This is a genomic window from Haloarcula pelagica, from assembly GCF_030127105.1.
Lineage (GTDB): Archaea > Halobacteriota > Halobacteria > Halobacteriales > Haloarculaceae > Haloarcula > Haloarcula pelagica.
Genome location: NZ_CP126163.1, coordinates 105,008 through 129,642, shown reverse-complemented (window position 1 = coordinate 129,642; position 24,635 = coordinate 105,008). Strand labels below are relative to the sequence as shown.

At 56.2% G+C, this 24,635-nt stretch carries 29 protein-coding genes; 16 read left to right on the top strand and 13 right to left on the bottom strand.

Annotated elements, in window-relative coordinates; translation table 11 throughout:
• Positions 1 to 70 precede the first annotated feature (70 nt).
• The 3 genes from P1L40_RS21785 to P1L40_RS21775 all read right to left on the bottom strand — a co-directional run bounded on the left by P1L40_RS21785 (position 71) and on the right by P1L40_RS21775 (position 1,825).
• Positions 71 to 748, bottom strand: a complete 678-nt coding sequence (locus P1L40_RS21785; protein ID WP_284011760.1) for a helix-turn-helix domain-containing protein — start codon at positions 746 to 748, stop codon at positions 71 to 73.
• Positions 749 to 816: 68 nt separating this feature from the next.
• Positions 817 to 1,179, bottom strand: a complete 363-nt coding sequence (locus P1L40_RS21780) for a DUF7344 domain-containing protein (protein ID WP_284011759.1) — start codon at positions 1,177 to 1,179, stop codon at positions 817 to 819.
• A 184-nt stretch (positions 1,180 to 1,363) separates the two neighbouring features.
• Positions 1,364 to 1,825, bottom strand: a complete 462-nt coding sequence (locus tag P1L40_RS21775; protein WP_284011758.1) for an Lrp/AsnC family transcriptional regulator — start codon at positions 1,823 to 1,825, stop codon at positions 1,364 to 1,366.
• Positions 1,826 to 2,568: 743 nt separating this feature from the next.
• Between P1L40_RS21775 and P1L40_RS21770 the strand changes: the two genes are divergently transcribed.
• From P1L40_RS21770 to P1L40_RS21755, 3 genes are all read left to right on the top strand, one after another.
• Positions 2,569 to 3,918 (top strand): RNA-guided endonuclease InsQ/TnpB family protein, encoded by a 1,350-nt coding sequence (locus P1L40_RS21770; protein WP_284011757.1) that lies wholly within the window; start codon positions 2,569 to 2,571, stop codon positions 3,916 to 3,918.
• A 344-nt stretch (positions 3,919 to 4,262) separates the two neighbouring features.
• The gene (locus tag P1L40_RS21760; protein ID WP_284011756.1) at positions 4,263 to 5,099 is read left to right on the top strand and encodes a hypothetical protein; all 837 of its coding nucleotides are present in this window, start codon (positions 4,263 to 4,265) and stop codon (positions 5,097 to 5,099) included.
• Positions 5,100 to 5,189: 90 nt separating this feature from the next.
• On the top strand, positions 5,190 to 5,795 hold the full coding sequence (locus P1L40_RS21755) for a hypothetical protein (protein WP_284011755.1): 606 nt from the start codon (positions 5,190 to 5,192) through the stop codon (positions 5,793 to 5,795).
• Positions 5,796 to 5,859: 64 nt separating this feature from the next.
• On the opposite strand, the gene P1L40_RS21750 is transcribed toward P1L40_RS21755, so the two are convergent.
• Entirely contained in the window at positions 5,860 to 6,699 is an 840-nt protein-coding gene (locus tag P1L40_RS21750) for a DUF1109 domain-containing protein (protein WP_284011754.1), read from the bottom strand.
• A 150-nt stretch (positions 6,700 to 6,849) separates the two neighbouring features.
• Positions 6,850 to 7,044, bottom strand: coding sequence for a DUF7557 family protein (locus P1L40_RS21745; RefSeq protein ID WP_284011753.1), 195 nt, complete (start codon positions 7,042 to 7,044; stop codon positions 6,850 to 6,852).
• A 251-nt stretch (positions 7,045 to 7,295) separates the two neighbouring features.
• Here P1L40_RS21745 and P1L40_RS21740 point away from each other — a divergent pair, with 251 nt between their 5' ends.
• Entirely contained in the window at positions 7,296 to 8,318 is a 1,023-nt protein-coding gene (locus tag P1L40_RS21740; RefSeq protein WP_284011752.1) for a hypothetical protein, read from the top strand.
• 248 nt (positions 8,319 to 8,566) lie between these two features.
• On the opposite strand, the gene P1L40_RS23765 is transcribed toward P1L40_RS21740, so the two are convergent.
• Positions 8,567 to 8,737, bottom strand: coding sequence for a DUF7837 family putative zinc-binding protein (locus tag P1L40_RS23765; protein ID WP_465260815.1), 171 nt, complete (start codon positions 8,735 to 8,737; stop codon positions 8,567 to 8,569).
• A gap of 672 nt (positions 8,738 to 9,409) precedes the next feature.
• Positions 9,410 to 10,774, bottom strand: coding sequence for a Cdc6/Cdc18 family protein (locus tag P1L40_RS21735; protein WP_284011751.1), 1,365 nt, complete (start codon positions 10,772 to 10,774; stop codon positions 9,410 to 9,412).
• A 1,015-nt stretch (positions 10,775 to 11,789) separates the two neighbouring features.
• Between P1L40_RS21735 and P1L40_RS21730 the strand changes: the two genes are divergently transcribed.
• Complete coding sequence (locus P1L40_RS21730) at positions 11,790 to 12,071, top strand: DUF8028 family protein (protein WP_284011750.1); 282 nt, start codon at positions 11,790 to 11,792, stop codon at positions 12,069 to 12,071.
• Between the two features lie 8 nt (positions 12,072 to 12,079).
• Positions 12,080 to 12,253 (top strand): DUF8106 domain-containing protein, encoded by a 174-nt coding sequence (locus P1L40_RS21725; RefSeq protein WP_284011749.1) that lies wholly within the window; start codon positions 12,080 to 12,082, stop codon positions 12,251 to 12,253.
• A 67-nt stretch (positions 12,254 to 12,320) separates the two neighbouring features.
• On the opposite strand, the gene P1L40_RS21720 is transcribed toward P1L40_RS21725, so the two are convergent.
• Both P1L40_RS21720 and P1L40_RS21715 read right to left on the bottom strand, forming a co-directional pair.
• Positions 12,321 to 13,424, bottom strand: a complete 1,104-nt coding sequence (locus P1L40_RS21720) for a hypothetical protein (protein ID WP_284011748.1) — start codon at positions 13,422 to 13,424, stop codon at positions 12,321 to 12,323.
• Positions 13,425 to 13,448: 24 nt separating this feature from the next.
• Positions 13,449 to 14,231, bottom strand: a complete 783-nt coding sequence (locus P1L40_RS21715) for a hypothetical protein (RefSeq protein ID WP_284011747.1) — start codon at positions 14,229 to 14,231, stop codon at positions 13,449 to 13,451.
• Positions 14,232 to 14,359: 128 nt separating this feature from the next.
• On the opposite strand from P1L40_RS21715, the gene P1L40_RS21710 reads away from it, so the two are divergent.
• The 8 genes from P1L40_RS21710 to P1L40_RS21680 all read left to right on the top strand — a co-directional run bounded on the left by P1L40_RS21710 (position 14,360) and on the right by P1L40_RS21680 (position 20,702).
• Entirely contained in the window at positions 14,360 to 15,223 is an 864-nt protein-coding gene (locus P1L40_RS21710; RefSeq protein ID WP_284011746.1) for a DUF4352 domain-containing protein, read from the top strand.
• Positions 15,224 to 15,320: 97 nt separating this feature from the next.
• Positions 15,321 to 16,457 carry a hypothetical protein gene (locus tag P1L40_RS21705; RefSeq protein ID WP_284011745.1) on the top strand — a complete coding sequence of 379 codons (1,137 nt, stop codon included), beginning with the start codon at positions 15,321 to 15,323 and terminating at the stop codon, positions 16,455 to 16,457.
• Between the two features lie 205 nt (positions 16,458 to 16,662).
• Positions 16,663 to 16,815 (top strand): Ig-like domain-containing protein, encoded by a 153-nt coding sequence (locus P1L40_RS23760; RefSeq protein ID WP_465260814.1) that lies wholly within the window; start codon positions 16,663 to 16,665, stop codon positions 16,813 to 16,815.
• Positions 16,816 to 16,940: 125 nt separating this feature from the next.
• The gene (locus P1L40_RS21700; protein WP_284011744.1) at positions 16,941 to 18,347 is read left to right on the top strand and encodes a lamin tail domain-containing protein; all 1,407 of its coding nucleotides are present in this window, start codon (positions 16,941 to 16,943) and stop codon (positions 18,345 to 18,347) included.
• Positions 18,344 to 18,640: a DUF3006 family protein gene (locus P1L40_RS21695; RefSeq protein WP_284011743.1), complete on the top strand. Its 297-nt coding sequence runs from the start codon at positions 18,344 to 18,346 to the stop codon at positions 18,638 to 18,640. The genes P1L40_RS21700 and P1L40_RS21695 overlap by 4 nt, the downstream gene beginning before the upstream one ends.
• A 307-nt stretch (positions 18,641 to 18,947) precedes the next feature.
• On the top strand, positions 18,948 to 19,418 hold the full coding sequence (locus P1L40_RS21690) for a hypothetical protein (RefSeq protein WP_284011742.1): 471 nt from the start codon (positions 18,948 to 18,950) through the stop codon (positions 19,416 to 19,418).
• Between the two features lie 309 nt (positions 19,419 to 19,727).
• Positions 19,728 to 20,255, top strand: coding sequence for an ArsR/SmtB family transcription factor (locus P1L40_RS21685; protein ID WP_284011741.1), 528 nt, complete (start codon positions 19,728 to 19,730; stop codon positions 20,253 to 20,255).
• Entirely contained in the window at positions 20,256 to 20,702 is a 447-nt protein-coding gene (locus P1L40_RS21680) for a toxin-antitoxin system TumE family protein (protein WP_284011740.1), read from the top strand.
• 56 nt (positions 20,703 to 20,758) lie between these two features.
• Here P1L40_RS21680 and P1L40_RS21675 read toward each other — a convergent pair whose 3' ends face one another.
• Positions 20,759 to 21,322, bottom strand: a complete 564-nt coding sequence (locus P1L40_RS21675; protein WP_284011739.1) for an HTH domain-containing protein — start codon at positions 21,320 to 21,322, stop codon at positions 20,759 to 20,761.
• A 136-nt stretch (positions 21,323 to 21,458) separates the two neighbouring features.
• On the opposite strand from P1L40_RS21675, the gene P1L40_RS21670 reads away from it, so the two are divergent.
• Positions 21,459 to 21,779: a DUF7344 domain-containing protein gene (locus tag P1L40_RS21670; RefSeq protein ID WP_284011738.1), complete on the top strand. Its 321-nt coding sequence runs from the start codon at positions 21,459 to 21,461 to the stop codon at positions 21,777 to 21,779.
• Positions 21,766 to 22,482: a rhomboid family intramembrane serine protease gene (locus tag P1L40_RS21665; protein WP_284011737.1), complete on the top strand. Its 717-nt coding sequence runs from the start codon at positions 21,766 to 21,768 to the stop codon at positions 22,480 to 22,482. The genes P1L40_RS21670 and P1L40_RS21665 overlap by 14 nt, the downstream gene beginning before the upstream one ends.
• 367 nt (positions 22,483 to 22,849) lie before the next feature.
• On the opposite strand, the gene P1L40_RS21660 is transcribed toward P1L40_RS21665, so the two are convergent.
• From P1L40_RS21660 to P1L40_RS21650, 3 genes are all read right to left on the bottom strand, one after another.
• Positions 22,850 to 23,302 carry a hypothetical protein gene (locus tag P1L40_RS21660; protein ID WP_284011736.1) on the bottom strand — a complete coding sequence of 151 codons (453 nt, stop codon included), beginning with the start codon at positions 23,300 to 23,302 and terminating at the stop codon, positions 22,850 to 22,852.
• Between the two features lie 151 nt (positions 23,303 to 23,453).
• Entirely contained in the window at positions 23,454 to 24,281 is an 828-nt protein-coding gene (locus P1L40_RS21655; RefSeq protein ID WP_284011735.1) for a hypothetical protein, read from the bottom strand.
• Positions 24,274 to 24,615 (bottom strand): hypothetical protein, encoded by a 342-nt coding sequence (locus P1L40_RS21650; RefSeq protein ID WP_284011734.1) that lies wholly within the window; start codon positions 24,613 to 24,615, stop codon positions 24,274 to 24,276. Before P1L40_RS21650 ends, P1L40_RS21655 begins: the two co-directional genes overlap by 8 nt.
• Positions 24,616 to 24,635: the final 20 nt, after the last annotated feature.

The window sequence follows — 24,635 nt, the reverse complement described above, 5'->3', positions numbered from 1 at the left end:
CCGGTTATCATTGATTCGTCAATACGACGACTTCTGTGAAATGGCCTACTCTCGATATCGAGACGCTATATTATTCTCCCTCGCTGTCTCCACTCGGCGAGTCGGTGGTGGTCCCGTAGAGGAGTTCAGAGACAGCGACCCTGATTCCACGTCGGAGGCGCTGTGACATCGAATTGTCGCTAATCCCAGCGAGCGTGGCGAGTTCAGTTTGCGTCACGCCACGCGGGATATCCCAGAATCCGTGTTCGTAGGCCAGCTCCAGAGCCTCCCGTTGCTCTGGGGTCAGTGGTCCCTGATCAGTCGGCAGTGTTGGATTGTACACTCGCAGTAATTCGACTGGAACGTCGTGCGTGGCACACTGTCGGCGAAATGCCGACAACTGGTCACGATCCGCGAACTGGAGCCGAAACTCCCAGAAATTTGCTGTCCCTTCAGCACTCAGTATCACGACGCCCAGATCGATGAGTGTCCCGACCAGCGCATCGATGTCCGGGCTCCAGTTGACCGACAGGAGAACGCGGTCGGGCATCCGGGTCAGTTCGTCGAGACGTTCGACGAGTGGATCCGCCCGGAGCGTCGCTTTGATCTCTGATTCCCGGTCGGATGTGATCCAGAACAGCGGAATCACTCCCTGATCTGTCGGTACGATGCGCACTAATTCGATCTCGATGTCTGGGTACTCCTGCAGGATCTGTCCCAGTGGGAACGCATCGGCGGGCACCCGAACGTCGGTGATCGTCGAGACCATCCTCTCTTAGATCAGTTCCTGTGACCGTCGGTCGTAGCTCACGACTGCTCTCTCGTGAACGTGGGGCGTTAGAGCGACCACTCTCCCGGCAGTTCGTCGCTGTGGTTCTGTATCAACTGCAGGAGTGGCCCGACCTCGTCGTAGTTCGGGCCTCGCGTGATCGTCCCCATCTCTCGGTCCCACTCGATGTAGCCCGCCTCGGCGAGTTTTGGGAGGTGTCTGTGGACGAGTTCCACTGCGGGACGGTCCGTGCTGTCGAGGTCAAGTTCTTGGAGGGAGAGTCTCTCTTCGTCGGCCAGCTCGGCGTCGGCGATAGTCAGCAGGATGTGGCGGCGGTCCCCATGGCGCAATGCATCGGAGACGCGGTCTACCTCCGGTTCGGTCGGGGTCTGGTCTGCAGAGCCCGATGTGGTGGTGCTGGTGTTGCTCATGATGATCCCGGGTAAGCGCCGATGGCTGACCCGTTTCGTCCCTCAAGCACCCAGAATCGTGAGAAGCGCAAAAGTGTTGTGTGTCTCACAGCTAGTAGGTTGCGAAATCTACGGAAATCACCGTTAGAGTTGCGAAAATTGGATACCACCTGGGTACCGGTTCGTCACACCGTGGTGCGGGCGGTCAGAACTCGAACTCGCCCCAGGGGCGGACCGAATGGCTCGTGATGATCTCGGAGGATTCGACGTCGAACCCCAGTCCCGAGAGTTCGTTCGTGATGGCGGTGAGATCGCGCGTGTCCGTGGCGACCACCTCGACGTAGAGGTTGCGCTTGCCCGTGAGCATCTCCCTGACGTCGACGACGCCGCGAGCCTCCAGTGCTTTTGCAGCCAGTTCCTCGCGCTGTTCGGGCGGGGCGCTACAGACGAACATGACGTGGAGCGGGAAGTTCGCACGTTCGTAGTCGATCTTCGGGTAATAGCCCTCGATGACGCCCGCCTCCTCCATCTGGTCGATCCGGTTCCGGACGGTACTGGGCGAGACATCGACCTCACCGGCGATCTCGTCGATGGTCGTGTTGCGGGCGTCCCGTTGCAAGGTGAACAGGATTCCCCGGTCCACGTCGTCGAGTGTGTAATCCTCCATAGCGGGGACATCGAGGCAAGCCTATATAATTCTCAGTCGCTGGCATGACCCCGGTCAGTACTGAAAAGAGTATATAACGCTCGATTAGCGCGCTGTACTGAGCGATTCGATCCAGAAGTGCCGTGTGACGAACGTGTGACTGAGTCTCGCTCTCTATTCAGCTGGACTGTTGAAATCTTTCATCAGCTGAGGGTTTATCAAAGTAGGTATCTGAGCACACACCGGCAGATCCCAACGCCGAAACCTGATCCCCATCGTGGTGTCGGGAGGAGACCGTGATGGGAGGCCACCGGGACAGGCGAGCGCAGCCAAAATCCCGTCGGCGACAGCCGGTTGGGGGAGTCGGCGGTTTTCTGCGCCCCCAGAAAGGTGGAGGACTCCACCAGTGAACACTACGACAGACGACGAAGCACTGCTCGAAGAACTGGCTACCTGTGACAGCGAGAGAGTCCCGCCCTTCCTGTGAGGGACGAGTGTTCCGACCGCAAGTCGGAACCGAGGACCGAACAGGGCGGGCGTGAATCGCGTAAGCTCTGGTGAGAAACCGCCCCGTTACTGCTGGTCTTGAGTCTCCAACGTTTCGAGTCCCGTTTCCAGAACCTCGATATACGCCTCATCGAGCGACAGGTCGTTTGCTTCGGCGTAGTCTTTCACCCGTCCGTGTAGTCCATGCGAAATATCTATTGCTGGTCGCATTGTCTCACAAGACTTATTTGACGGAGAGTCGTTAAAACGATTGTGGCATGAAGCGTACCAACACGTTCGCCGTGCGACCGCTCTCCGACGATGGTGAGCAACTGCTACGGGACCTGTTGGACGCTTCCGCCGCTCTCTGGAACGAAGTTAACTATCAGCGCCTCATGCGATACAACGACAAGGGCGGCTTCGAGGGCGAGGACGTGTGGGACGCCGATACGGGCAGTCTCGAAGGCAAATACAAAGGCGTGCTTGGTGCGTCCACCGCTCAACAGGTCATTCGCAAAAACAGTGAAGCCTGGCGCGGGTTCTTCGATACGAAGAACAAGTACCACGACGAGTCGAGCACGTCGGTTACGGAACACCCGGAACCGCCGGGATTCCGTGGCAACGAGGATGATGGACGTGTTCTCAAAACCGTCATTCGAAACACATCGTACACTGTCGAATGGGGCGAGCGGTCCCGGCTTGAGATACTGGTCGGGAGCGAGTTGAAAGACCGATACGACCATACTGGGCGTCTCCGCCTCGAAATCGCTGGCGACCCGAATTGGCCCGACTACGAGAAGCAGGGCCGGTTGGACCTGTGGTACGACGAGACTGACAGCACCTTCCGAGCTTCGCAACCCGTGACTGTTTCTGACGATGCACGGGATACTCCACTGGCCGACGAGATGGCCGCTCTGGACATTGGTGCAAACAATCTCGTTGCCTGTACCACGACGACCGGCGAGAAATACCTGTACGAAGGCCGCAAGTTATTCGACCGTTTCCGGCAGACGACGCGAGAAATCGCCCGGTTACAGTCCAAGCTACGGGAAGGCCGATACAGTAGCAACCGTATCCGGCGACTGTATCGGAAGCGGACCCGTCGCCGCAACCACGCCCAAGAAGCACTGTGTCGTGACCTGCTGGACCGACTGTACGCCGAAGGTGTCGATACGGTGTATATCGGTGGCTTGACCGACGTACTCGAAACACACTGGTCGGTCGAAACCAACGCGAAAACGCACAACTTCTGGGCGTTCAAGCAATTCACCGAGCGACTGGTCTGTACCGCCGAGGAATACGGTATCTCGGTCGAAGTCCGGTCGGAAGCGTGGACCAGTCAAGAGTGCCCGCAGTGTGGCGGCACAGACCGGACGACACGGCATCAAGACACGCTCACCTGCCCGTGTGGGTTCGAGGGACACGCCGACCTTACGGCGTCAGAAACGTTTCTGAAGCGGCACACAGAGAAAGCAGTCAGGCCGATGGCACGGCCCGTGCGGTTCGAGTGGGACGACCACAACTGGTCGGAGTCACCACGCTCTCCCGCGAGGGAAAGTCCCAAAGAACAGCGCACAGACCCGAGTACCGTCCACCACAACGGGAATGTTGCTTCCGGCGAGTCTTAGACCGGCTGAGACTCTCACGGAGGAAACCCCGTCGTTCACGACGGGGAGGATGTCATGGCAACCGCAAACTCCTGCTCTGGCAGCTTGCAGCCGACGACCGGACCTTCTGCGGCATCCGGTTCACCGCCAAGGAGCGCTGTCTGCAGGACGCCCCCGTTGAGACTCAGGTCGACGCCTTCGTCGACGATATGCTCGTCGACGGCGAGATCCGCACCGAGTACGAGGAAGCCGTCGACTGGGATATCCTCGAAATGAAGCACGGCGAGACTGTCGACCAGTACCTCTAGATCCAGCTGACACCAGCGTCAATTTTCTGTCGCCTCACGGGGTGGAGGCTTCGAAAAATGGAGACGACTGACACCCCGATCGAACCGTACTTCCTCGACGACTTCCCGCTCGAACCCGACTTCCAGCGAGCCATCGCGAGCGACGTCGGACTCCCATTCCACGTCGACGTCGAGCGCCCCGACGAGGTGCCTGCCGACGACCAGGAACGTGCCATCGACCTCGCCGAACGGATTCTCTGTGCCGCTGGCTTCCGAACCGGGTTCCACCACCACGAGGACATCCGGACCTCGATGGAGGAGTGGGCGCCCGATCGCGACGAGGACCGTGAAGATGACCCCGGCTTCTGGCGGTACCAGGTGTTCTCGATGACGCCCCGAGAGCGGAACATCGGCCAGTTGGCGGGCGAACCGGAGGTAGTTTACCAGAAAGCCCAGACAGTGCTGGCCTGGGCGGGCGACTGCGTCCACGCTGAGGTCCTCGAAGACATCGAGCAGTCCCAACTCGAAGATATCGAGCAGGCCTGGCGCGAGGCCGCCGAGGACGAACTGGTCCGACGCGAGATCCAGCAGTTTGCCGAGGACCCGCCTGCCGAGGTCGACGGCTGGGAGCGCTTCGATGCCAGCCACGACGCCGTCGAGGTCGCATACGTCGCTCAGAACCACGATACGCCGTCGGTCGCAGCCGTCTTCGAAACCGCTGACGGCGACCGGGAAGCACGAGAGTTTACGCTACAGGAGTGGATCGACAGCGGGGGCAATCCGCGGGATGCCCAGCCGAACCGCTTCTGCGTTTCCAGCGATGCCGACAGTGCTCACGCCCGTCTCCGGTCGCACCTGCTGACCTTCGAGGCCGAGGCGATAGCTGACCAGGAGATGGAAGCCCACGGGCTTTAGATCCTCTTTCGTCCGCTGGCTGTCGACAGCGGTTTTCTGCGCCCCTAGTGGGTGAGGGGCGTTCCAGAGAGAGCGGCCCGTCAGAGAACTATGTCGACACAAGACCAACCAACACTGCCAGCAGAGGACGCAGACGAGCAGGACACCGACAAGGCGACGTCGACGACTGGGGACGAAGCGTTCCCCTCCCTGACCATCGACGCCCGCGGCGTTGCAGAGCGATTCCGCCGGGTCGGCGATTGGGAGCACACCGACGCCCTGGAGACACAGGAAATTCGACTCTCGCTCTCCCACAAGATCCAATCCTACAGCGAGTGGACCGACCTCATCGCTCCGGATTTCGATCCGCACCGTCCCACGGTCTGGAAGGGCGACATCGTCGACCGGCTGTTCGACCAGCTCTCGGAACACTACGAACGGCCATCGTCAACGTCGGACGACCCACCTCACTGGACGCTCAGTGTAAGCGGATCAGCGACCGCGTGGCGACGGTTCTTCATGGAGTACGATCAGACCGGCGCCGAAGAGCACGAGCACGCCTACCACGCCGTGGCGCATCTCAGCCAGCTTCTCGGTGCGGATATCGCCAGCGACGGTGCAGCGCTGGCAGCGCTGGATCTGATCAACGAGTACGATCTGGACCACTCGAAAGACCAGTTCCTCGAGGATCTGCAGGACGACGCGGACGGCGAGTAAGAAAGGTTATCGACCGTACTGGGGGGGAGCACACACTCTATGAGTGTACGCTACAGTGCGCCGATTAGGTATCTGCTTCGAGCGTATTGACGACAAGCGTTGGCCTTTCTCGCTCTCCTTCGCAGTTGGCGTCTCGCTCAATGGTGTAGGTTATCGGTTCAGTCTGGTTGACGTCGATCAGCAGATCAGCCGTCACCCCAAACTGAAGCATCGAGTCCCCGCGAATGACATTTGGTTGCTCGAAACGAGCGGGATCGTATCCGACCCAGACTTCCCTATGGGTGGTGAAATCGGTTCCGAGAAGGCAGCCCCGAAGCGGTGGGAGATCCAGTGCTCTTGTGAACACGAACTGGTTCGTGGCGGTCATCGTCCCGACTCGTTCCGTCATCGAGACAACACCACGATCTTGTCCGGTCGCACGCGGCGGTTCGACAGTGACCGACTCGTTCGTCTGCAGATCGTAGGTCACGCCACCGCCAACCGCGTCGATACCGACTAACACCGTACTCACGAGGACGAGCCCCAGTGCGATCCCGATCGCCGTCCGCCGTGAGAGTGTCAGGTTCCATTCGCGGAGTGCATAACCAAGCGTTACGAACAGGCCCGCAGAGACTGCCAGTAACAGGAAGGTCCAGGTTTCACTCGGTTCGTACCGGAGGACGACATAGCCGACGAACACGATGTAGGCGATGCCAGCCAGTGCAAATCCGACCACATCGAGGACGTCCCGCTGTAGCGCGACGCCGGCGACGAAGAAGACAACAAATGCGACGAACAACAGGGCAGCTTTCACCGTGATCGAGAGATCGAACACGACGTCCCGAATGAAGTAGAGAAACGCCGCCGTGGCAAACACCACACCGAGTGCATAGAGCAGTTTCCCGCTGTCGATGTCGTAGTTCATGGAGAGCAGCAGAACTGACACACGCCCATCTAATCAATGTTCCTACAGGATGTGGGCTGCGCTCTGATGGGTGGAGCGAGACACCCCTCCATCGAGTTGTTTGCCAGCGGATTAGGAGTTGACACCGGCGTCCGGTGCTGGCAAACCCTTTCAAATATCCGAGAGTGATATCAGGTCGTTACTATCAGCCTCTTCCAGCTCCTGGAAGCGCTGTTCCAGATCCCGTCTTCGTCGCTGTTGGACTAGTTCTTGCAAGAACTCATCGTACGTCTGCCCTGGCTCTTTCAATTCCTGGAGTTCCTTTCGCGTTTCCTCGGTCACCGGGATCCACTTGTCCGCTGACACGGTTCTATACGGACCTACAGGGCTGACAGTCTTTACAGTTCTCCTCAGCACCCGACTTCAATCAAGATATCTTGGATGACGACGACAAGAATAGGCCCGAGATGTAGTCCCCTCACAACCCTCACTGAAGCGGAAATCAGAGTGGCAGTCTCCGTTATACGCTTGGCCGGACACCCCTTTATCGAACTGTTCAATTTTATTTCCACCCGCTGGCCGAGGCTTTAAAACTCATGACGAGTAGAAGACGGTGTGTGACCGATCGTAACCCTGATTTCGATCCTGCTGACATCCGCGGCGCTGCGAGCTCGGACCCCGATGCTGACCGTCGCGAGGAGGAGCGGACACCTGGGAACTACCCGGCCCACGACGGGGACGACACCAGTACCTGTGCGACCTGCTGGCGGGACATCCCCACGGGGGAGCTTGAGTGTCCCTTCTGCGCCAGCGAAGAGATCGGCGAATCGTCAGTCCCCGAAAGCATGCAGGAGGCGACCGTCGAGCCCTGGTCGTTCGGCCGTGTCGTGATCGCCGTCGTCGAGGCCAACTCCGACTACCACGCACGAGCGCTGGGGGCCGCGGCCTTCTCCGTCGCGAGTGAAGACGATCTCGCCCGCGACTTCGACGTCCCCTACGCGGAGGTCATGCCCCGAGCGGAGTTCAACTCAGAGCCCTCGAGTACGCTCACGAAGGGCTGGCCGGATCTACCCCCGGAAGCACCGGTCGACCAGCCCGAAGGACAGGCCATCCTAGAGACCGCCGTCCAGGCAACCGCCTGGGACGCCCCAGATACAGAGCCTGTGATCTATCGCGAGGACGGGACACCGCTGACCGACTCGACAGCCTATGAAGCCCTCTCGGCAGCGATGGATCTCGCCGAGGACGAGTACTGGGTCGTCCCAGGATTCCTCAAGCGCTACGAAATCGACCCCAATGGCGATGCTGTCACCCGGATGGTCAGCGAGTCCGGCGTCGAGTACGAGTACTACTGCCGAACCTGTGCCGACATGCGGACCCACACGCACATCGAAACGGACGGATTCGCGAGTCACCCTTACATGGATCGCCCGATCTGGGTCTGCAACAGCTGTTGTCAGCCTCGTCACGAACCGACCACGGATGACAGCGGGGAGGACACCCCCGATCACTTCCCGGACAGGCTCACCAAAGACGACGTCCACGGCGACGATCCGACTCCCGAAGATTTGGCTGACAAGGAGTTCGAAAAACGGGCCGATGCCTATCGCGAGCGCCACGGCCGGTACCCGTGGGAGTAACCTCGCGGGAGTATTGCTGGGGGAGAGTTCGGGAGGCTCCCGCGACAGCTATGGAGTTGTACAAATGATAGATAGAGTTGGTGATGCCGTTCGTCAGAGACTGTTTGGAAGGTCGCTATTGGACTCTGTACTGAGCAATACTTGAGGACCCACATTCCGGACAGGTTTCTGCCGACTGTTCGACGGTATAGCCACACTGTCGGCACTCAAATACCGGTTCTGATGAAGTCACGAACTCCCGGATACGCTCACGTATCATCGTCAGTGGGTTCGGGATGAACGACTGTCCCACAGTTGGGACAATCGGCCCAGATAGCGTCCTCGCCATCTGCATTTTCGTACTCCAGTAGGATATGGAATCGAGTCAGGACCGTCTCGCATTCCGGACACCGCCCGATTCCGTCGGTAGTGGATGACATATGGGACATGGAGGGCGTCGTAGATGGTTGTATGCACGCCCCTTTGTTAATTATTGTCAATAAAGAACCTGCCTTCGTGACTGAACTGTCCTACTCTCTGGTAGTAGTTTGCTCTGGGATCCGACGGATACGACTGGATACACACTTGATTCCGAGTTAGTTGACCTCCCCTAGACCTGAAGACGGAAGTATGCGCTACCGGTCTGTACCACACCCCGTTTGCAATATGAGCTCATGAACAGTTGCCCTACTATCTACTCCCCCGCTTACAATATCAGTTTATGTACAGCTGCTCCACCACCCACCCCGTTTGCAATATGAGCGCATGAACAATTGCCCCACTACAGACTCCCCTTTTGCAATATGAGCTTGAAGTCAGAGACTTCCGTTTCACTGCCGATCCTCCACAGCCCCCCTTTTGCAATATGAGCTATCGTAACCTGATGGATTGTAAATTAGAAGTATAAAATATCAAAGAGACAACTTCACTCTCAAGATTTAGTTATGGGTCACGCTCGCTGCTTGCGAATTCTCGGGGAACGACTGGGTACCGACACCCCATTTGCAATATGAGCACCTAACGTATTGAACATGTTTGAAGGCGAAGCGACACCCCGTTTGCAATATGAGCTTCCCAAATTGACCATACCCATATCCCCTATTGGATCTCGTTCAGAAATTCTTGAGATTGTTCCGAACGACCGGTTTGATCATGTCCTCTTCCTCCAAGATATCAGCAAGCCGATCGTCCTTGTCGGCTAGTGTCTCGACCATCACCTCAGCAGAGAGATTGTGGAAAATATACTCAGCGAAGACACCTCTCTCGTTGCCCCGTCCCTTCCGGTTCAACTCGATGACCTCGTAGGTATCCAACTCCCGCATCCACCGTAGAAAACTGTGCTTCGAACGCTGCTCAATATCTTTGTGCTCGGTGATCCAGTTGTAAAGCGTATGCGCGACGGGAGCAGGCACAGACTGTTCAGTGAACAAATCTGATTGCTTGAGTTGCTGCTGGCCATATTGATTGACAATAGCAGCCGCGAAGAGCGAGACTTGCTTCTGGACGGAAACATTTTCGATTATATCGACGACATAGTTTTTCTCGACTTGATTTTTCGCTTGCTCCACGTGCTCAGTGGTGACGATGGTTTCTTCACGTCGGTTCGCGATATTTCCGGCCTCCCGAAGGAGGTCAATCGCAAAACGGGCGTCTCCTTCGCCCTGAGCGGCGATCGCTGCGACGTACGGGATCACTTCCGTGTCCAGAGCTTCTTCGTAGAAAGCATCCTGACGGTGTTCCAAGATTTCTCGTAGTTCCTCAGCGTTGTAGTCCGCGAACGAGACCTCGGTTGGATTGAACGTACTGTCGGTTCGGGAATTGAGTCCGTTCATCAAGTTGTTCGGACTGTTTGTCGTGACGATGAGCGTGAATGCGCTGTCCATCTTGCCGATCCGTTTTGCTCGTGAGAGTTTGTAGAGAATATCCGAGAACGCAGGCGCTTTGTCTTTGTTTCGGTTGTCCCCCACGAGGAGGTCTAATTCGTCAAGAATCACGATTCCGAAGTCAAGATGATCGTCGACAATCTCGAAGAGACGGTCGTAGCGGGAACTCGTCGAGACGCCAGTTTTCGAGGTGTATCTCAGGTCCAGCGCTCGTTCAAACTCGTGAGTAATCTGGTGGACAGCCTCGTGTTCCGACTTCTTGTGTTTGCCGTTTATCTCTACGAACTCCATCTCGATATCCCGTGTTTCACCGATATTGATAGCCTTCGTCGCGACAGTCCCGGCGATAAGAGTTTTCCCGGTACCGGAAGGACCACGAAGCAGCATATCCTCGGGCTGGTCTCCATGGAGAGCAGGTTTGATGATGTTGATGACTTTGTTAAGCTGTTCGTCTCGTCCGACAATTCGGTCCTCGTCAACGATGGTGTCCGGCTCAATGAGATCCTTGTTTTTGAAGACAGTATTGTACTCGCTCGTGAGCTGATCGGTGATAGATAGTTGCTGCGAGTCGCCATCCCCCGACTCCTGATTCATGATAGTCGGTTGTTTCAGCCGCATCTTGCAAATACCTTTCCCACCACCTGCAAGAAGAGAGTGTGACAAGATACACTTCTCTTGAATAGTTCTCCTGATCCTCTTTCAGGGAACGATAGAATTCACACCCTCCCCCCATTTGCAATATGAGCGGGGACATCGAAGGAAGGGGGTTGATTTCACAATCACCCATCGAGAGGCCTGCTTTTCGGGAAATTCATGGCAAGAGGTTCTGAACCACTGATTTACAAATCATATACTAGACTAGGAAATATTTTTATATCTCCTGCTAAAACTATATCCGTACCACAATTAGATCTAGATGTAGATAGTGTATGAGTATCTAGAGTATTTTTTGATAACTTTTCCCAGTGATGATCCTATTCATCCACTTTCCGCACTTGAGGCTCTTGTACAGGTGTTTCCGCTCGATGCCTGCCTTTCCCCTATCTCGTCTTCCAACGCCGTATCGGTGAAGCTCATATTGCAAATGGGGGGTGGGTGTTCGACTCCATTGCATTGTCAGCTCAACCTCTTCGTCTGTAATTCGCCACACTCAACCAGGGTTCGTGGTCTGCTTTCTTGATTGAGTCGTCTACGATTGTTGCTCCCCTGAAAAATCAGGGGACATCAGTATTCGGTAATTTGTCTACAGAACACTTCTCGTGCATGAATGACCCAAGCGCCAGTACAATCCCCACGACTTACACTGAGGTAACTACCGCTTCCCGGAAAGCGTAACTTCCCACTTCGCGTGCCGGCTCCAACAGCGGCTACCGAATGCGGCTGGAACCCCTCTTTGTTGGGTTTGTTCCCCAGGGAATGCCAACACGCCGCGGGTATCCAGCTGAGCTCTTTGTATCGATTTATTTGCTGTTCTAAAACCTCTCGTGCATTTTCCATCGGTTTCAGACCGGTTTCCCGACCCCGTGAAAGGTGTGAAACCCACTGGGTAAACAGTGAAGCGAGCCGAATCCATACTGATGATCTGCGCTTTATATGGGGGTGCCAGTGCATGGATGAAGTACGCGATCCAGTCATGTCCACTGCTGATCCCTCCATTCCACGCCCGCCCGCGGTCGCATCGAACCTCCAGGAACTCCTGGCGACGGTCGTCGAGACGATCGTGTCCGTCTTCCAGGGCATCGCCTTCTGGGCGACGATCCCGCTGCCGCTGGTCATCGCAGGCACGCTCGCGACCAACGTCGTCGCGACCCGCCCGCTCCTGGTCGGTGGCCTGGTCGTCCTGAATATTGTCTGTGCCGCCCTCGGCCACAACTACTCGCCGAACGCATGAGCCTCGCAATGTCCACCACCCACGATACAGAGCAGCAGTTCAGCAAGACGACGCTGTTCTGCCCGACCTGCGAGCACGCCAGCCCGATCGAGGGCGACTGGATCATGGACGATGCCGTCCATCGCGAGCGACTCCTCTGTCCCCGCTGTGGTGACGTCGTCGTCGACCAGCCGTCGACATAGAAAATCTCGCTGACGGCGAGTTTGCTGAGTTTGTTGGCCGGACAAAGGATAGCCAAGAGCTGAGAATTTATCGATCGACAATCCCGTACGACCACGTGGGAGGGCCTTCTTTGATCGTCCCAACAAGGTCGGGAATCTCTGCCTGGAAGAGCAGAGCTCGACCTTCCTGTCGAACTGCCCGATACTCGACGGCCATAGGCGTGAATCGAGCAGCCCCTTCGCCAGCTGTGAACCGAATACTGCCGTCATCGACACTGAATCGTTCTCCGGTCTGGGCTGCCTTGTCTGAATCTGGATACGCAGCCACCACTGTTTTTGTTTGCTCCTCAAAGTCGATACCAACGGACTGTGAACGTGGGGCTGTCTCACCGTCTTCGATGTATGCCGGCCCGTATGTCGTCACGATATCCATGTCCGATACATGCCTGACAGGGTGATCATCCAGATTACGCTCTGTTCCGGCTCGCTCTAGTGTTTCCTGTAGGTGATAGTCACTCTCGTCTCCTGTCAAGTCGCCATTTGACCCAACTTCTACGAGCAATAGTCCATCTTCGATTACAGTCACTTTGTTGATTAGTTGTCCATTATCACTGAGCCCTCCCCCACCTCCCTCCAGCACAGTCATACCATTCACTTCACGTCCGTTAGCTGATGTCAGGTCCTTCAAACGTTGTTTCAATTCTGGTTTCGAAGATGACTCTGGTAGTTGGAACACAGCCACATGACGTTGCTCTTCTGCTTCACCGGTCTTGTCGATCGTGAGCGCAGCCATGGCAGGAATATCTCGGCTATGGTGCCAATCACTCCCCTCCTGCCCAACGACAAATGGCTCGCCACCAGCTACCACATCTTTTGGAATGAGTGGCAGTCGTCCCTGTTCATTCACGTATGCTGCGGGCGCAGACAGCCATGACACGAACTCAGGCCACGTGACACCGTTCATCGTTTTCACGTGGCTATAGAGATTGTAGGGTTCCGCATATCCGGATGAAATTCCGGGACCGTTTTCGGACGGTTTGACCCAGTTCGAACCGCGGAGAGTCACGTCGCGCTCTTCTTCATCGAACGCCCCCAGACATCCCGTCAAACTAGCACTCGCAGCTACGCCACCTAACGTACGTAGCATCGCTCTCCGATCTATACGTGAACTATTGAACAAGTCCTTGGTCATTTCTTGATAAGCACAAGGCGGTCATTAAAATTCTTCCTCAACCCAGGAAGGCTGGGAAACAGCGGTACTTCCCAGTTCCTGGATTTGGTAGCTTCTGTTTTCAGCCATGCTGGTCTCGCCCGATGATGAAGTTTTCACCTTGATATCTACAGAGCGAGCTATACTTTCCGGGTCGACTAGAAGTGATCCAGTTGAATCCGCAACAGTATCGTCAAAGGCACTCTGGCTTACGCTTTCTATCTTGAATTCAACAACTGGCCGACCACTACGATCGGTGGTCCGTACTGGAGTAAATTCTGAAATTTCGAGAATATTCCGGAGATGGTATCCTCGGATATGTTTGATAATATTCGCCCACAAAATCTCTTCATCGCCTGGGAGGTCTTCTCTATAATAACTGTTTGATGCGTGAAAGTCGCTGAAAGATCTCTCTGTTTTTCCTGTGTAGTATTCATAACCACTATGCGTTTCGTATTTTATATATAATGTCTCACCATCAAAATACACTTCATTGGCAAAATCAGAGTCCCCGACTTTCCGGTAGTGGCGCTTATCCTTGAGACCACTGTGAAAGCGTAACGTTGTCCCGTCATGTTCTAGTTTGACATTGTACCCATTGTTAGCCAACGCAGTACGTGTTGAATCAACAATGGTAGCAGGGTCAGTAATCCCGTCTTGTGAGGTTCCAGTGGGGTACTCTTCCTCTGAAATATTTGGGCCTCCAAAACTGGAACATCCTGCAACCGATGCACTAACTATACCAGCACCTGATATGGCAAACTCCCGTCTGAACATGCTGTTAGACATTTATCTATTCACTCCAGCCACCGCGACACCTCGTTGACAATCCATCTGATAAATTATTGGGAAATTCCAATACAAAAGCTGAATGGATACGGTAATTATATTACCTACCGACATATTAGCTCCGACGTGTGAACGTCAAATCGGTTCTCTTGTGGATTGGCAGTCTCTTGTTGCTACTTCTCGGCGTTGTGTTTCTGTTTGGCGCCCCACCTATCGGGATTGTTCTGATAGTGGCGGGGCTGTACTTGCTTCCTGCAATCGAATTTAATTTCCAGATCGTTGAGGCACTGTTCTGGCTCGGCGGTATCGTACTCATCCTGCTGGGACTACTGTTCCTGAGTTCGACAGTGATCGGAGGTGTACTCGGTATCCTCAGCGGACTGTTAGCACTGCCACCGGCCAGAGATCTGTTGACTAGCCGTGTGGAACTCAGATTTGAACGGGCTATCATGGCCACTATCGTACTGCTCGTCGCTGGGGCGTCGTTCGGTGCCATCTATGTCCAGGAAAGCCAGTCAGAGCCGCCAACGATCAAACAGCACGATGCAGGTGAACAATTCACCGTTGAGGGAACGACCAGTTCCGTTGCGTTCACGGTTGAGAAAGTTCGAACAGTCTCAACACTCCAGCCAGGTGAAACCGACGGCCAGGACGGTGAAACAAACATACTCGTCGTCGTCCGCATGGAAAATTTGGGTGACGACCCAGTCACAGTCTGGAAAGACGATCTGGCGGTCGTGACCGAGGATGATGAGGTGTACCAGTCCGCAACAGAGGTAAGCAGTGATATCCCATCTGATGGAGAGTACACAGGAGTCTCTGTCGGTGAAGTGAGTCCCCGGATTGAACCCGGGGGCGAACTCCGGCGTACATACGTCTTCGAGACCACTGAAGACGGAACATATCTGTTCACTGTATCGACTGCTGAGCAGTTTTCACCGGGAGCAAACCACTATGTTCCGATTGGGCGAGTCGAAGTCGATACGGAGTGAACTGTACTGAGCAACTACTATCGTCACCAAAGAATCCATAATGTCTGACAACTCGTACACCCGACGGCAATTCGTTCGAACAGGTGGACTCGCTAGCATGCTCGCAATCGCGGGCTGTAGCGGCGAAGATGAATCAGTAACTGACCCTGACCCGCCGGATGTTGAGGAGCAAACTGAGGTGGAATCGGTGGAGCCGGTTGAGACCAATCAAACGCCGACACTCAACGAGGAACAGTTGACGCCTGATGGCTATCCGCGAATAACGCTAAACTGGGTGAACTACTTTAAAAATGCCCTCCCATCCCTATCGGAGGAAACTCTACTCGTCGCGACAGCTGAAGACGCCCCGCAGAGAGCGCTTGATCTGGGCGTGGTTAGTATGGTATCGGGTGCCGGGTATTATGAAGAGTACCAGACAGCCTATGCAGCCAAGGAGCGGTTGCGAGTTGATGTCGGGGACATGTTGGAGACATATCACGTGGACACTCTGGAACTAACAGACAAAATCGAGGTCGAAGGGTATCCGAACACGGTATGCATCCTTGAGAGTGACCTGGATTTATTCGCACTCACGCGGGCAGGGGGACTCATCGCCGGTGGGAGTATCGACAAAGACAATTACATGGATCCCAAGCAAACCCTTCTCGACCAGCTTCGGACCGGGGAGCAGCCCGAAGGTGGTGGGATGGCGCAAAACCCGTGGGACATTGTGCCGCTATTTGACGAGCAGTACGGGCATGAGGCACTCGATCTTTCGACGAACAACGCCGCAAGCACGCCGATGGAAGGCTTCTCCAAAGAGCAAGCAAAGGAACTCGTTCTGGAATGGTACGATGATTCCAAATACGAAGACGATGATTTCCAGTACCGTGAAACACGGCTTGGTGACTACCCTATCGATTCACACGAAGCATACGATGTCATCGTCAACGTCCCAGATGAGAATCTAAGTGCCACAGTCACGAGTTGGGTTGACTCGGAGTACGCGACTCGCCACGCTCAAAAAGTGATTTCGCAGACGCGATGGACCTTCCACCCCGCGTTCCTCAATGAGGACTACCTAGAATCCACTCTCGGCCCGTATGATAGTTCTAACAACGGTGTCGAATATCCGAACTGCGGATTAGTCACTGAAGATGGCGTTCATAAACTCAGAAAACAAACAGAAGCCCCAAGTCAGGAACGACCGATTACGTACGATGTGTTCTCCGGGAACATAACGATCGTGCGGTGAGATCAACTGTGCTGTGTTGAGATGTTGGGGAGTTTTCAGGATATCGGATAGTCACCAATGGCTACACTGAGCAGGCTGACTGGTACAACGTTCGAATCCATGGACGACCAGCCAACGTACTCGAATGTTCGCTTGTGAGACGATGATACAGCTGGTGAATGGGAAACCAGGCACAGTTTCCTGTCTTCGTCTGTAATTTCTCTCTGTGACAACCTTCTGTAACTATACCGTTACTGCGGCACTCGATAATGGCCCTGAATCAACTGCAACGGTTCGCGTCGGAGGCACGCCGGAACGAACGATCGCTGTCCAGATCGGTGCCGGGAGCGTTTCCATTGAGGAGGGACACAACGACTGACAGTTCTGGGGGTAGGTGATCACCATCACTCACCGGCAGATGTACTCTGATCCGCCCAACGGTCTCCGATACAGAGGTGTCCACCAATACGTGTGCCTATGCATGCACAGTCCTAACTGGAGTGTATGCCTGGCTCGCCTCGGTCTATCCTTGCGATCTTTCTGGTCACGCTGCTTGTCCTCGCCGGCTGTGTCTCAGGTGGGCCGATCGAGTCACCCACACAGTCACCGGTGGAGGAAACCACGACGGCGGGGGCCACACAGACGGCAGCAGAGGGGACTGTCGAGGTCCATTTCATCAACGTTGGGCAGTCGGTGAGTACGCTCGTAATCGGACCTTCTGGCGAGACGATGCTCGTCGATACAGGGCATTTCACCGACGATGGCGAGTACGTCCTGCAGTATCTCCAAGCCCACGGCATCGAGCGGCTGGATCATCTGGTTGTCTCGCACAATGATGCTGATCACATCGGAGGAAACGCAGGAATCATCGACTACTACGAGACCGAAGCCGACGGCATCGGTGCGATCTACGACCCTGGTATTGCTGCCAGTACACAGACCTATTCGGAATACTTGGATGCCGTCGAGGAACACGGTGTGACGTTGTACGAAACTCGGGAAGGAGACCAGATTCAGATGGAGGGCGTTGATGTCGCTGTGCTAGGTCCGCCCCAGCCCTATCTCGAAAACGCCGCTCGAAACGAGAACAGTATCGTGCTCAAACTCACCCACGGGGAGACGAGCTTCCTCCTGACTGGAGATGCCGAGGATGATCAGGAAGCCTATCTCGTCGACACCTACGGGGAGCAGTTACAGGCGACGGTTCTGAAAGCCGGCCATCACGGCTCGGCCAGTTCGACGAGTGGGTCGCTCCTTGATACGGTTCAACCCCAGGCAGTCATCATCTCCAGTGCCTACGAGTCACAGTATGGGCACCCGGCCGAGGCGGTGTTGGAACGGCTGGCTGATCGATCGATTCCGGCCTACTGGACGGCCACGCACGGGAACATCGTTCTCGTGAGCGATGGCTCCAGTGTTGCTGTCCGGACACAGCAGTCAGCCACGACAGATCCGACAGCGCTGCGAGAGGGGACGGCGATTGCTCCGGGCACCAGTGGAGACGTGGTCGAACAAGATCGCTATGGTGGACAGGCTGGTGCGTCACCAGCGACGGTCGCTGATACCGATGGGAATTCGAATGCGCTAGAAATTGTGTCGATCACAGCTGACCCAGCGGGTGATGATCGTCGGAACCTCACCGGCGAGACGGTCACGTTCCGCAACGGTGGCGACGAGCCGCTTGACTTGTCTGGATGGACAGTCGCAGATGCCGCTGGCCGGACCTACACGTTCCCAGAGGGCTACAAGCTGGCGTCCGGGGCGACGGTGACGTTGCACACTGGGTCGGGGACAGATACAGCGACGGATCTGTACTGGGGATCGGGGTCGCCGATCTGGAACAACGGCGGCGATACGGTGATCGTACGCAACAGTGATAATGATACTGTGCTAACAGAACAATACGAATGAGTGAGACTATCGACCTCGACGACGGCGTGTATACGGCGGTCGTCGATACAATTGAGGACGGGTTCGCGACGGTGTTTTTCGAACGCGATGGATCAGAGGTCGGGCATGCGGTCCTGGAGGAAGCGACCGTGCCTGACGCCGCGAGACAAGATACGATTTTCGCCGTCGAAATCGAGTCCGGGTCGATCACAGATTGGGAATCTGATGCGGACACGACGGAGTCGCGCCAAGACGCTGCGCAGAGTCGATTTGATCGACTCTCAAGTCGGCCACCATCGGATGAGGAGTCGTAGTTTGGTGCCTTCGAACTACTAGTTAGTGGGGTTTTGACCCTACACAAGACACTTGAGATACTCGGCAGGCAGTTACCATATGAAGCGCCGTGCCCTCCTCGCTGCCACTGGGACCGCCCTGACGTCCCTCTGTGGGTGTCTCACGAGTCAGCCTGCCGACACGCGGGCTACCGAGCCCACAGCGACGTCGCAGGACCGGACAACCCAGTCTCCGACAGTGACGCCCACCCCAACAGACACACCCATGGACGATAAGCCGACGTTATCGGATTCTCGGGGCCCCGCTCGCGGAGAGAGTGATGCCGATGTGTCGACCGAGGTCGTCGAGACCGACGAGAACGTCGAGTACATTGCTGAGAACGATACCGTTCGGTACGTTGCTGCCTGGAAGCACACGAACCACGACGAAGTCCAGGAGGGTGCCAAGCCGGAACACAAACCGGTGTATGAGACGACTCCATTCGACGAGTGGGCGCGGACAGAAGCGTTCGTGGCTGCCGCCAAAGCTGCTGCCGAGCACGCCAACGCCGAACTTGGGGTCGACGAGGTCGGGGGTGGGATTACGAGCACCATTGACGGGAAGGAGTTGGCCCCTATCGTCTCAGTGCAGACGGTTCTGGATCGGGAGGGAGATGTCGTCAGTGAGGCGTCTGTCTCGTTTGAGGAACTCGTGGCAGTGACGCCCGCGAGTGTCGACGTGACATATCGGCTCAGCGACCAAGGGGTGCAATTGGCGGCACCGGTCTACGCTCGGTATACCGTGGTCCAGCAGGAATAGGTGACAGTGTCGGTCCCTCATGGGCCCTTCGAAGGGTTGTGTTGACGGTCTCAACACCCCAGCATCGGTACGACCGTCTGCCACTGATATTTGACTGTAGACTCCGGAATTCACCGGAACCCGGTGTGGGCGATGTGCTGACTCGACTTTGTTAACCAACAAAGTGGCCAACAGCAGAGTATTGTTGGTTAACAAATCACCGGCTATTCCCAGCGATGAAGTCTCCTCCGTCGAAGCCGTATCACTCAACTGAACGCAAATATATGAAATTCACAAAGATATATTTCGCTTGAAATCGTAGTAGTGCCTATGATGGAGTTTGACCCGGCGCCGGAGCCATCAGCCACCGAGCGGCGGTGGCAGCAGGGAGAAGATACGTTTAGTCGTGTCTACGATGTTGCCATGGGAATTACCTCTCCCACCCCTGCAGCCGAGATTGCAGATATCGCAGGTTGCTCTCCAAACACTGCAAAAAAGCACCTTGACCGGTTGGTAGACATGGGCATCGTCAGTGTGACCCGTATTGGTCGATCCGCGCAGTACGAACGTAACGAGGGATATCTAGAATGGCAAGACGCCAGCCGGATTGCGAACGAACTGACTGTCGAGGAGATTATCGACCGGGTTGGTGAACTTGAAGACGAACGGGCCAATTATGAAGAAGAATTTGAAGCTACCGATCCAGCTGCTGTGAGCGTGTACGATGACGCCAGCCACGAGACGATTCATGACCGGATGGCTGCAGTCAGTGAGTGGCGTGGTGTCATTCGAGACATTCGACTGTACGAACTCGCCCGTCAGCTCGCAGAGAACGATGGACATCTCATCCCAGCATAGATGGAGCCAGACCCAGCAGATTCGAATGCAGGGTCGCCAGGTCCACCCGACCGACAGACGCTACAGCTCCTAGACCGGCACCTTCGAACTGAGACACTCATTATGGAGACGGAATTCGATCCGGACACCTATGAACCTCGCCTCCTTCACGCCCTACTTGACGCAGGACAGTATCCCGAGACCGTCGTAGCTGCTCGAATCGATATTCGCTGGTTCACGACGGGGGATTTTTCATTCCACTACATCGAAACGAATCAGGATAATAGCCGATGGGAGTGTCGCTGGGATCGTCATCCCAATCCACACAATGCACGACTGCACTTCCACCAACCACCAACTGCAGTAGAGGCTACCGATTTGTCACTGTCATCGCGCCATCCGCTGGACGTCTATTCTACTGTGCTTGATGCTATCGAGGGACGTATCAAATCGCTTTGGGAGAATTGAGCTTTCCACGGGCTCGCTATTGATGAGTCACAGGCTACCACGAGTAGAAGTAGCTCTTACTCGTTCTTTCCGAACGGATTCTCAGGCAGTCGTGGCCAGAGCAGTCCGTTGATCCAGGCCTGGAACGGCGAGAGAAATGTAACGATGACGCCGGTAACGAACGAGCCAAAGGAAATTACGAGATAGACAGCGAGTGGAATCCCCGAGTCCGCGGTGATGCTCAACGAAAATCCAACGTAGAAGCCGAACAACACCACCCCAGCGAGGAACATCACTGCACCCATGATCGCGAACGTGCCCGGCGCCGTGTTCGAGTGTTTCTTGAGCAGTTTCCAGAGGTCGCTGTAGAACTGTCTCACTGCCGTTACGCCCTCGGTTGCTGCCGGATTGTGCGCAGCGGGATCCCACGCAAACGTCGTCTGGTCCTCACGACGTTCGAGCCACTCGCTCATCGCGCTGGTGTGGTTGCTAATGGTCGTCCTTGAGCAGTCGAACCGGTCGGCGAGTTCACCTTGGGTGTACTGGCGATCCGGGTTCGCATAGAGGAGTTCAGCTATCGCGAAGAAGGTCTCGCCTTTCGCCGCGAACTCCTCGGCGAAGTCGGCGGGCACCTGGGCCATGCCATCGTGTAGAGTAGGCAGGTGAATAAAGGGGGTTGACGGCCAGCAAGGTGGGTGTTGATGACTTTCAATCCCCCTATTGGCCCCTCTAAACGGTGTTTCCGGCTTTTACACCCAGCTCTTGTCCAGTCTGTGTATGACGGACCAGCATACGTGGCCGACGCTGTTCGAGAGCTTGCGAGCTCGGGCACGGCGCCGACTCCTGACCGCACTGTCAACCCAGGAACAGATGGCGACGACACAGCTCACGGAGGCGCTCGCCACAGAGACATCGGTGGAGGCGATCAGCCAGACCGAGTGGGTACACATCCACTTGCCAATCCTGGCCGAGGCCGACTATATCGACTGGGACCGTGACGCGGGGACGATCAGTCAGGGTCCGCGGTTCGACGAGATCCAGGCCGTCCTTGCATTCGTCCAGACAGAGAGTGAGGTGCTGCCGGATGGCTGGGTGTGAGTGGGGCCCGCCGGCGTTCGACGCCGACCTGTCGCGATGGGCGTTGCTTGCTGGCGTGGCTCGTCGACGACTTGCCTTCGAAGACCGACCGGGGACAGAGGTCATCCTCGCCGTGATCGTGGGGTGGTACTTGATCCAACTGGGCACACTCGCTACGGGCTGGGAGACTGACCGGGCGTTGTGGCTCTTCACAACAGAGTCGTTCCCGCAGCTCTCGCCAGGGCTGTTTCTGGCGGTCATCTCGCATGCGTTCCCGCCGAACGTGACGCACCTGCCGGGGAATGCTGCGTTCCTCTGGCTGTTCGCCGGCGAGAGCGAACAACACATGCACACCAGTGAGGTGCTGGCGATCTTCGTCGTGGCGGGGCTGTGCTCGGTGACGATCAGTACTGCGCTGACGGGTACGAACACGCTCGGCGCCAGTGGGAGTGTGCTCGCGTTCGTTGGGTTTCTCGGGGCCCATCTGGTGGTCGGTCACTGGGGCGACCTGGAACTGCATGGCGGCAAGTACGGGACTGTCGATCCGCGAGCACTTCGAGCGTACTGGCAGGCCGCGGTACTGCTCTTGCCGATCGGGGTCGGTGTGATCACAGTGCTGCAATTCGGTGGCGTTGTGGAGGCCGGGCGGACCGACGTGATCGGACATCTGGTGGGGCTCATCTGTGGGGTTGGGTACGGAATCGCGAGAGCTTGGTGGAGTTGATGGAATGGGCTGGCTCTTGTCGATGTGGTCTTAACCAACAGAATCGGGTGCGAATTGCCGTCGTTGGTTAAACGGTCGACGCCGGCGTTCACTACGACATCCAGGCGACCGCGGAGACGGTCGTGCAGCCAACCGCCAGCGCGAGATAGCCCTCGAGCACGACGTCGGGGCTGGGCTGGGAGGCCGAGCGCACGGCGTGTGGCGGGTGTGGGACTAACGGTTAGCTGGATGGGGGCCGATGGACGGGTGGAACCTGCTGACCGCGCAGCTGCCGCTGGGCGGCTGTCACCTCCCAGCGAAGAGCGCAGATAGGGGCCCGTAACCTGGTCACCTCATATCTTGAATATGGGTTCCCGATTCTATCCCGTCACTGGAGTGCCTTCGCTGCCTGATACAGTGTATACAGGTACGCAGTCGGGCCACCAACGACGGGCAGCAGTAGTATACCCACCAGGAATACCACGAAAAGACCCGCGAAGATATCGATCAGGAGGGCACGGAAAGCGACCCGAAGCCCTGGCGAGATCACAAGGAAGTAATACTGAAGTAAGCCACCGAGAGCACTCAGTGCTCCAAGTCCCATAATGACACTGAACAACCGCTGTCCGCTCTGTAGTTCCACCTCGCCCATCACAGTTGCAGCGACCCGAACCCACTCCACGCCATCAACGTCGTCTAAATACCCCTTCTCGGCAGCGGCACGCAGTTCCTGACACGTGCTCAATGTTGTTCCAATCGCAGCAGTGAGTCCGATCACTGCAAGCCCGATTGCAACTGGCTCGTGTCGAAGGCCGTATATCCACAACCCGGGATCACTCATATCCGTTGGCGGTGGGGCAGGCTTCGTCAACCACTGCCACGCTGCATCAATGGACGATTGGTCAGCGGCGAGGCTGTTCCAGAATAGCTCACGTAATCGATTCACCCACTCAACGAGGCTCTGTCGTGGGCTTGCTTGTACGAACATGAGTTTAGTCACTGCTAACCCCCTCCTGATCGGTGTAGCTTTCTGGGGACTGGTTCACTAATATAACAAGGGCAACCGCACCAAGGAACCCAAGAACATAGACGCCCTTTGCAGCGAGAAAGAGGGCAATTTCGGTTTCGAGCGTACGGAAGTTGTAAATCTCAGCCCCTGCAGCAATGCAGATAACGCCAACCAGAGATGTCGCTGGGAATGCACCGCGCACGCTCCAAAACCGCCATCCAAGGCCGAGAATGGCACCGAACGCCGTGAGAAGCGTCCAGACGATGACGATGTCTGTGGTGAGTGTTGGGATCGTCAGTGGGCCGATCGTAGACAGTCCGACACCTACCCAGACACTCGTCACGACAGCAAGTAAGCCAAGCAGTTGGAAGACAAGCCACCAGAGTGCTTTTTTGGGCATCGACCCGAGCAGACTACTGTTCCCCGAGCGTGCGGCGGTGGATGTGCTCTCTTGGGCGGATTGTGATCCAAGACGTGACCGCAGCCCTGTGAGTCCGCCTTTTAGTTTGCCAGCATAGTGTTTGAGCTTGAGATATCCACGGACAGTCCCCACTCCTTGAAACCAGCTGCCGGTAAACGAGAGCAAGATGACGATGAGTTGGCTATTCTGCCACGCCCAGGGCAACGCTGCAACGGTTGCAATCGCGACGATAACCCCCAGTTGAAGCGTATGTGATTTTTGATAGAAGAGATAGGAGAGTATGAGTAATGCTGCTCCGAGAAGCATGATGGCCGGTCCCAGCCATGATGGCTCGTAATCGAGAAGCCAGTCGACCGGGATGAATCCGGGCGTGATGAGTGGATCAAGCATACTCTACGATGAGTTCTCTCGTGAGCCCTGCCGTGAGAAGTCCGAATCCAACCAGCAATCCTGCCAGCATGAGTGGCCCCATCAGCACAAGTCCGATGTAGCCAATCGAGATTGTGAATCCAAGATACGGCCCTTCAAACGGGCCTGGAATAAGGTTCATCATTGCTAGCCCGGTCATGACGGGCATGCCGATGCCGCCGATGAGGGCGATCTTCCGGGCCTCAGAATTCTCGGTTTCAGCGTTAAGGAATGCTAGCGCGGAGCCACCAATCATTACCACGAACACGAACGGAAGCGAGAGTGCCAGACACAAACCGGTTGCCGGCCAGCACATATCTGCTGGTCAGATGGTAA